Genomic DNA, 6,960 nt, shown 5'->3' with positions numbered 1-6,960 from the left:
CTGAAACACTGTGTTTGAACAGAGTGTTAGCAGTGCAGTTGGTAACACCAGTTCGGCTCAGTGTTGCACGGAAGCGGACGTTGAGTTCCAGCTGCTTAGATGTCTGCTATGCGGGACTTTACAGACTTTCGCTGCAAGTGCGTCAATGTCTGGTTTAATGATAACGCAGCCGCCTTCCCTTGAAGCTCATCAAAGTCTGAGCTTTAGATGGCTGCCGATGATTGAACGAGCGCCGTCGCCAACTTATTCTCAATGAATTCGGTGAACACCCGAACACGCGCTGACATAAGTCGGCCTGGTGGCCTGACGGCCCAAACACTCCATTCGGGCTCGACAGCGAAGCGGGGCAGGACGGGGACAAGTGTCCCATCAATAAGTTGCTCCAAGACATCCCACTTAGATTTCAATGCAATCCCTGCCCCTGCAGAAGCGGCTTCTGTTAGCGCTTCCCCGTAGCTGGTAGTGAAATTGCCTTGTGTACGAACTTCGGTAGTCGTTCCGTCGCTGCCGCGCAGGCCCCAAATCCTGTTCTCATTGAGAACGATACAATTGTGGTTTGACAGCTCAGCAGGAGACATCGGTGTTCCCGATACCTTTAGGTAATCAGCCGACGCCACAAGAATGCGCGGATTGTCTGCGATTTTGCGTGCCATCAACGTAGAAGGCGCAAGGGCACCGATGCGTATCGCCAAATCGAAACCATGTTGCACAATGTCGAAGGTGGTGTCGCTGAGTTCAAGGTTGATGGACACATCAGGATGAAGGCGGAGAAATTCGCCAATATGGGGCGCGATATATCTACGCCCAAAGGATGCTGAAGCAGCCACCCGCAATTCACCGCGCAAGCTCGTCTCCGAACCCTGCATGTCGGTGATCGCATCATCGACGTCCGCTAGAATTTTCTTGGCGTGAGCAAGGAACAGTTCACCATCAGCCGATAACGACACAGAACGGGTGGTCCTGTTCAGTAACTTGCATCCGATCTGCGCCTCAAGTGCCTGGATGCGTTGGGATGAGGTCGTTGCCGAAAATCCAAACTCCAAACCTGCCCGCGCAATCGCACCAACGGTAGCCACACGGACATAGAGTTTCAGAGTTTTCAGATCAAAGCTCATTATCCTGATTTATCAAATAGAGATTGTACTTCAAGGTCAATTATCCTGACTGCGCGAGGCAGCTAAGTGTTCTTCAACAATGGCGTCGACCCATACAGCGCCCTCAAGCAGGAACGAAAGGCAAGACAATGACACAGATCACACAACACCAAATCCAAGAAGGGATGCGTCAAGCCCATACCAAACGAGCTGAAGCATTAGCCTTTGGCTTGCAGTTCATTCGTTCCACAATTGCGCGGGGCATGACCAAAATCGCAGCAATGGTCCAAACTACTGCCCGGGCAAAACAACACGCTTAGCACGACGCCAAACAATTTCAGAAAACAGGACAAAACGAATTGCTCGCATTTCCATAGCTGCTTACGGTCCTTCGTCGGATGGAACAGTATCCCTAATCGATCCCGTCGCATCACGCAGCCAAGGTAGCAATTCCGCCGTTCTAAAACACACATACCAAAGGATCGAGCCCATGAAAGCCGTCGCACTCACACACTACTTGCCTATCGAAGACCCAAATGCGTTTCTCGATGTAGACCTCGACATGCCTACACCCACTGGCCATGATATTTTGGTCCAGGTGAAAGCCATTGCCGTGAACCCAGTCGACACCAAAGTACGAGCGCCCAAAGACCATGTTGAAGAAGCACCAAGAGTAATTGGCTACGATGCCTCGGGCGTCGTTGAAGCCATCGGCCCAGACGTCACTAACTTTAAGCCGGGCGATGAGGTTTATTACGCTGGTGACATCACACGCTCTGGCACCAACCAACAATTCCATTTGGTTGATGCGCGGATTGTTGGGCGCAAACCCCAATCACTGTCACATGCTGAAGCTGCAGCTCTGCCGCTTACGACAATCACAGCCTATGAGGCGTTCTTTGATCGCTTAGGTATTGACCGCAATGGTACCAATAAAGGTCAGTCGATCCTGATCATCGGCGCAGGTGGTGGTGTAGGCTCGATTGGCATCCAGCTTGCAAAAGCCGCTGGTTTGACTGTGATAGCAACGGCTTCACGGCCCGAAACATCCGCATGGGTAACAGAGCTTGGCGCAGATCATGTTGTGAACCACCGCGAGGATATGGTGGCACAGGTTCGCGCCTTGGCAATGCACCACGTCGATCACGTCGCAATTTTTAACGACATGGGCCATTGGGATACCGCCGTTGAACTGATCCGCCCTCAGGGTGGTATTGTCACCATTGACGACACAGATGCACCAATGCCGATGGCCGGTATGAAAATGAAAGCCGCCAGCCTGCACTGGGAGTTTATGTTCGCCCGATCAATGCACCAAACAACTGACATGATCGAACAGCACAAATTGCTGAGCTACGTCGCCGACGAGATCGATGCAGGCCGGATAAGAACCACCGTGTCCCAGATCCTTACACCGATCAATGCGGCCAACATGCGGGAAGCGCACCGCTTGATTGAGACAGGTCAAGCAAAGGGCAAGATCGTCGTCGAAGGCTTCTAAGCGAAGACCCCAAGCAGCATGAGTGTTCCGGTTAACTGAGCACTCGCGGCTTTCACCAATCCAGCAACAATTCCAATTGGAAACAGACATGCCACACACAGATCCTGCCTATTTGAAAACTATCGAAAAGCGGCTGCTGTGGCTGTCCCACTGGATGATTCACAATGCAAACAACATTCGTCCCAAGGCAGATGGGATTAAGGTGGGCGGGCACCAAGCCTCTTCGGCGTCGATGATCTCGATCATGACAGCGCTCTATTTCTCAGCTTTGCGCCCAGAAGATCGGGTGGCGGTTAAGCCGCACGCGTCGCCTGTGTTTCACGCAATCCAATATCTCATGGGTAATCAGACACTTGAGAAAATGGAAAACTTCCGGGGCTTTGGTGGTGTGCAGAGCTATCCAAGTCGAACTAAGGATATTGACGATGTCGATTTCTCGACAGGGTCAGTGGGTCTGGGTGTTGGCATCACCCCATTCGCGTCACTTGTGCAGGATTACATCCAGGCAAAGGAATGGGGAAAATCTCATAAACTTGGCCGGATGATTGCGCTGGTAGGAGATGCCGAACTGGATGAAGGCAACATCTATGAAGCACTGCAAGAAGGTTGGAAAAACGATCTGCGCAACTGTTGGTGGATTATCGACTACAACCGTCAATCTCTTGATGGAGTTGTCCGTGAAGGGTTGTTCAAGCGCGTAGAACAGATTTTCGAAGCGTTTGGTTGGGATGTTGTACGTGTCAAATACGGCCAATTGCAGCGGGCGGCGTTTGATGAACCGGGTGGCGACAAACTTCGTCAGTGGATCGATGACTGCCCCAACCAGCTTTATTCCGCGCTGACGTTTATGGGCGGTGCTGTCTGGCGCGAGCGGCTCATGGAAGTTTTGGGTGATCAGGGTGATGTGAGTGCCTTGATCGGCCGACGCAGCGACGAAGAATTGGCCGCCTTAATGGAGAATCTCGGAGGGAACTGTGTGGCAACAATGGCCGATACATTTGCAGCTATCGATCATGACCGCCCCGTTTGTTTCCTCGCCTATACGATTAAGGGCTGGGGCACGCCGATCGCGGGTCACAAAGACAACCATGGTGGGTTGATGAACAAGATCCAGATGAGTGAATGGCAGCGTTACATGGGCGTAGCCGAGGGCGATGAGTGGAGTAAATACGCAACCATTCCCAATCCCGATTCCTTTGCGTCGCAATTGGCGAAGACAGCATTCTTTGCCAAAGGCCCGCGCCGTTTCGATGATGATTTGATTGATGTTCCTGCGATTAGGCTGTCATCAGATCGCGAAATTTCGACCCAGATGGCGTTCGGCAAAATCCTTGATGAACTATCCAAAGGCGACAGTCTATTGGCCGAGCGTATCGTGACAACGTCTCCTGATGTCACTGGAACGACCAATTTGGGGCCGTGGGTCAATCGCCGCAAATTGTTTGCGCGCAAGCATCAGGCAGACACCTTCAAAGCAGAGAACATTCCATCAACCGCCAAGTGGGACTTCGCGCCAGAGGGTCAACATATCGAACTTGGTATCGCCGAGATGAACTTGTTCTTGTTGTTGGCGGCGGCAGGACTTTCTCATTCGTTGTTTGGCAAACGGCTAATCCCAATTGGCACGGTCTATGATCCCTTCGTGTCTCGGGGTCTCGATGCGTTGAACTACGCCTGTTATCAAGATGCGCGATTTATGATTGTTGGCACACCCTCGGGCGTCACATTGGCCCCTGAAGGGGGCGCGCACCAATCCATCGCATCGCCTTTGATTGGAATGTCGCAAGACGGCCTTGCCGCGTTTGAACCCGCTTTCGCCGACGAGTTGGCCGTGATCATGGAATGGGCCTTTGGATACCTGCAAAAGGACGGCTCTGGCGATCCTGATGAACGCACTTGGCTGCGGGATGAAACCGGTGGATCTGTCTACCTTCGCCTGAGCACGAACCCGATCGAACAGCCGGGCACGCGGAGGGACGACGCGTTTCGTCAAGGCGCGATTGACGGTGCTTATTGGCTAAAACCTCCTGGCCCAAACTGTGACCTAGTGATCGCATATCAGGGTGTGGTTGCCCCAGAGGCGATAGCAGCGGCTGGTCAATTGCAACAATCACGTCGGGATGTTGGCGTGTTAGCTGTCACATCAGCGGACCGGTTGAACGCGGGTTGGACCGCTGGACAAAGAGTGCGCGCTGATGGCGCGACACATGCACGCAGCCATGCTGAAAAGCTTTTGTCAGAGCTCCCCAGCCATTGCACATTAGTCACGGCAATTGATGGTCATCCCGCAACACTAGCATGGCTTGGATCGGTCTGTGGCCACAAAACTGTTGCATTGGGCGTCGAACATTTCGGGCAAACAGGAACGATCCAAGATCTTTATCATCACTACGATCTGACCGCGGAACGCATTGTTAAGCGCGCTTTGCGAGCAACTGGACCTTAAGGAGAATTAACAATGAGTGCAGCAGCTTCTGGACCGCTTTGGCTGCCTCTAATCTCTCACCATGAAGCAAGCGGCGACTTGATAAGAAAAAGGTAGGTGTTGTCATAGAAGCCGCCATTCATGCGAAAGGCAGCATCTGTTAAAGAGGGCTCAAACCTGCCGTTCGCTGCGAACAGCAGCCGGTACATACATTTGGGCCGAAAGTAATTTTCCGACTCTAGGTAACCGGAAAGCAGTCCTCCATTTGATCTCTTCGCGTTGTTTCGCTTCGAAATTCTCTATCGAATTGCGGAAAGCGCACGAGTGCTGGCCTCTTTGATGTGCTCTTGCATTGCTTCCTTGGCGGCCTTCTTTTTTCCGTCCAAGAGCAAATGGATGATGTCTTCGTGCGCATCCCATGAGAGTTCGGCCAAATCACGTTGGTGCAAGATCCCCGCCATTGCACGTCGGATGTGATGCCAGTTCACGTGCATCGAACTTTCGATCACGTGGTTTCCGCTCCATTTGTAGATCTGCTGATGAAAGTCGGCATCGGCTTGAATAAGTGCCTGGACGTTGGAGGTTCTCAAGACGCTCCGGCCCGCATCGAGGACACGGCGCGCCTGTAATTCGGCGTCCACTGGCAGACGAGCTGACGCCAATTCGACGGCGAAGGGTTCGATCACCAAGCGGAACTCATAGACCTCATGCAATTGTGTCGGTCCGAGTTCTGTGACGACCGATCCCCGTCGGCCGGTGTCACAGACGAATCCATTGGCCTTCAGAATTGAAATTGCGCTGTTCACAGGTTGTCTCGACACGTTGAGACGGGCAGCGATTTCGTCTTGGTTCAGCCGCTCACCGGGCAGGATCTCACCGGAACAGATCGCAGCAAGAATGGCATCATAGGTGCGTTCTACCAAAGACTTAGCAGGTGAAATCGAGTCCATGTGCTCCCCTGTTCGGATCGTGTTCTGCGCAGACACTATCGTCTTCGTACAGAAGATGTAGACATTATTTCGTATTTCGTATACGAAAATAAGGCTTGCTTCGAATTCCACATCGCCAAGTGAGATGAAGCATCGCTTGGGAGGATCGAACATGTGTCACGTCTTTGCCGGCCAAGAGCCTCAGCGCTACGCAACCACCAACCGACGTCTGCGCCTGAACGGCCAAAGTACCAGCATCCGCTTGGAGAATGCCTTTTGGGATATTCTTGATGAAATGGCGGCCCGAGACGAAATGAGCACGCCTTGTTTCGTCTCGACACTTCACTCGGAAGTGCTGGAATTGAGCGGCGAGCCATCCAATTTCACCTCTCTTCTGCGCTGTGCCTGTTTGAAGTTCATGGAACTGCGGAATCATCACGTGCCTACAGCTATTGCTGCGGAATAAATCCAGCATCACATCAGACATTCCAAACAGGTAGTACAGGCGTCCTACCTCCACTGAATGAACTCCCTCTAGACTGATTCTTGCATCAGCAACTGAACTGCGGGAGTCACCCTTGGCCAAACAAATCCATTCAATGATCCGGGTCCTCAACGAAGAGCGATCCGTGCAATTCTACAAGACCGCCTTTGGTCTCGACGTGGCCGACAGGCTCGATTTCCCAGAGTTCACCCTCGTTTACCTCAGTAATGCTGAGTCGGAGTTCGAGCTTGAGCTGACGATCAACAAAGGCGCCACCGAGGCCTACGATCTGGGCAACGGATACGGTCACCTCGCGGTTTCCGTTGAGGACCTCGACAGTGAACATGCGCGGTTCGAGGCCGCAGGCCTTGCCCCCAGAAAACTCGTTGAATTCGCACCCGCCGGCGAGATCGTCGCGCGGTTCTTCTTTGTGGCCGATCCCGATGGGTACCAGATCGAGGTGCTCGAACGTGGCGGTCGTTTCAAATGACATCAAAGGGAGGAACAGTGATGTATAAAACACAAGG

Annotated in this window: 6 protein-coding genes; 4 read left to right on the top strand and 2 right to left on the bottom strand. The window is 52.7% G+C overall.

Going from position 1 to position 6,960, the window contains the following annotated elements; genetic code table 11:
• Positions 1 to 203: 203 nt before the first annotated feature.
• Positions 204 to 1,115, bottom strand: coding sequence for a substrate binding domain-containing protein (locus tag AC221Y_RS17700; RefSeq protein WP_486707893.1), 912 nt, complete (start codon positions 1,113 to 1,115; stop codon positions 204 to 206).
• A gap of 469 nt (positions 1,116 to 1,584) precedes the next feature.
• Here AC221Y_RS17700 and AC221Y_RS17695 point away from each other — a divergent pair, with 469 nt between their 5' ends.
• Both AC221Y_RS17695 and AC221Y_RS17690 read left to right on the top strand, forming a co-directional pair.
• Complete coding sequence (locus AC221Y_RS17695) at positions 1,585 to 2,595, top strand: zinc-binding alcohol dehydrogenase family protein (RefSeq protein ID WP_114284295.1); 1,011 nt, start codon at positions 1,585 to 1,587, stop codon at positions 2,593 to 2,595.
• 88 nt (positions 2,596 to 2,683) lie between these two features.
• Positions 2,684 to 5,041, top strand: a complete 2,358-nt coding sequence (locus AC221Y_RS17690; protein WP_486707892.1) for a transketolase-like TK C-terminal-containing protein — start codon at positions 2,684 to 2,686, stop codon at positions 5,039 to 5,041.
• Between the two features lie 278 nt (positions 5,042 to 5,319).
• On the opposite strand, the gene AC221Y_RS17685 is transcribed toward AC221Y_RS17690, so the two are convergent.
• Positions 5,320 to 6,123, bottom strand: a complete 804-nt coding sequence (locus AC221Y_RS17685; RefSeq protein ID WP_486707891.1) for a GntR family transcriptional regulator — start codon at positions 6,121 to 6,123, stop codon at positions 5,320 to 5,322.
• Between AC221Y_RS17685 and AC221Y_RS17680 the strand changes: the two genes are divergently transcribed.
• Both AC221Y_RS17680 and AC221Y_RS17675 read left to right on the top strand, forming a co-directional pair.
• Entirely contained in the window at positions 6,122 to 6,415 is a 294-nt protein-coding gene (locus tag AC221Y_RS17680) for a ribbon-helix-helix domain-containing protein (protein ID WP_486707890.1), read from the top strand. The genes AC221Y_RS17685 and AC221Y_RS17680 overlap by 2 nt on opposite strands.
• Positions 6,416 to 6,527: 112 nt before the next feature.
• Entirely contained in the window at positions 6,528 to 6,923 is a 396-nt protein-coding gene (locus tag AC221Y_RS17675) for a VOC family protein (protein ID WP_486707889.1), read from the top strand.
• Positions 6,924 to 6,960: the final 37 nt, after the last annotated feature.

This window comes from Boseongicola sp. (assembly GCF_057460485.1).
The sequence above is the reverse complement of the archived record's forward strand: the minus strand, read 5'-3'. Positions and strand labels throughout refer to the sequence as shown.

Excerpts from the sequence above, each read along its gene's own strand:
- AC221Y_RS17685 (WP_486707891.1), bottom strand. The coding sequence starts at position 6,123 with ATGTTCGATCCTCCCAAGCGATGCTTCATCTCACTTGGCGATGTGGAA.
- AC221Y_RS17680 (WP_486707890.1), top strand. The coding sequence starts at position 6,122 with ATGTGTCACGTCTTTGCCGGCCAAGAGCCTCAGCGCTACGCAACCACC.
- AC221Y_RS17695 (WP_114284295.1), top strand. The coding sequence starts at position 1,585 with ATGAAAGCCGTCGCACTCACACACTACTTGCCTATCGAAGACCCAAAT.
- AC221Y_RS17690 (WP_486707892.1), top strand. The coding sequence starts at position 2,684 with ATGCCACACACAGATCCTGCCTATTTGAAAACTATCGAAAAGCGGCTG.
- AC221Y_RS17700 (WP_486707893.1), bottom strand. The coding sequence starts at position 1,115 with ATGAGCTTTGATCTGAAAACTCTGAAACTCTATGTCCGTGTGGCTACC.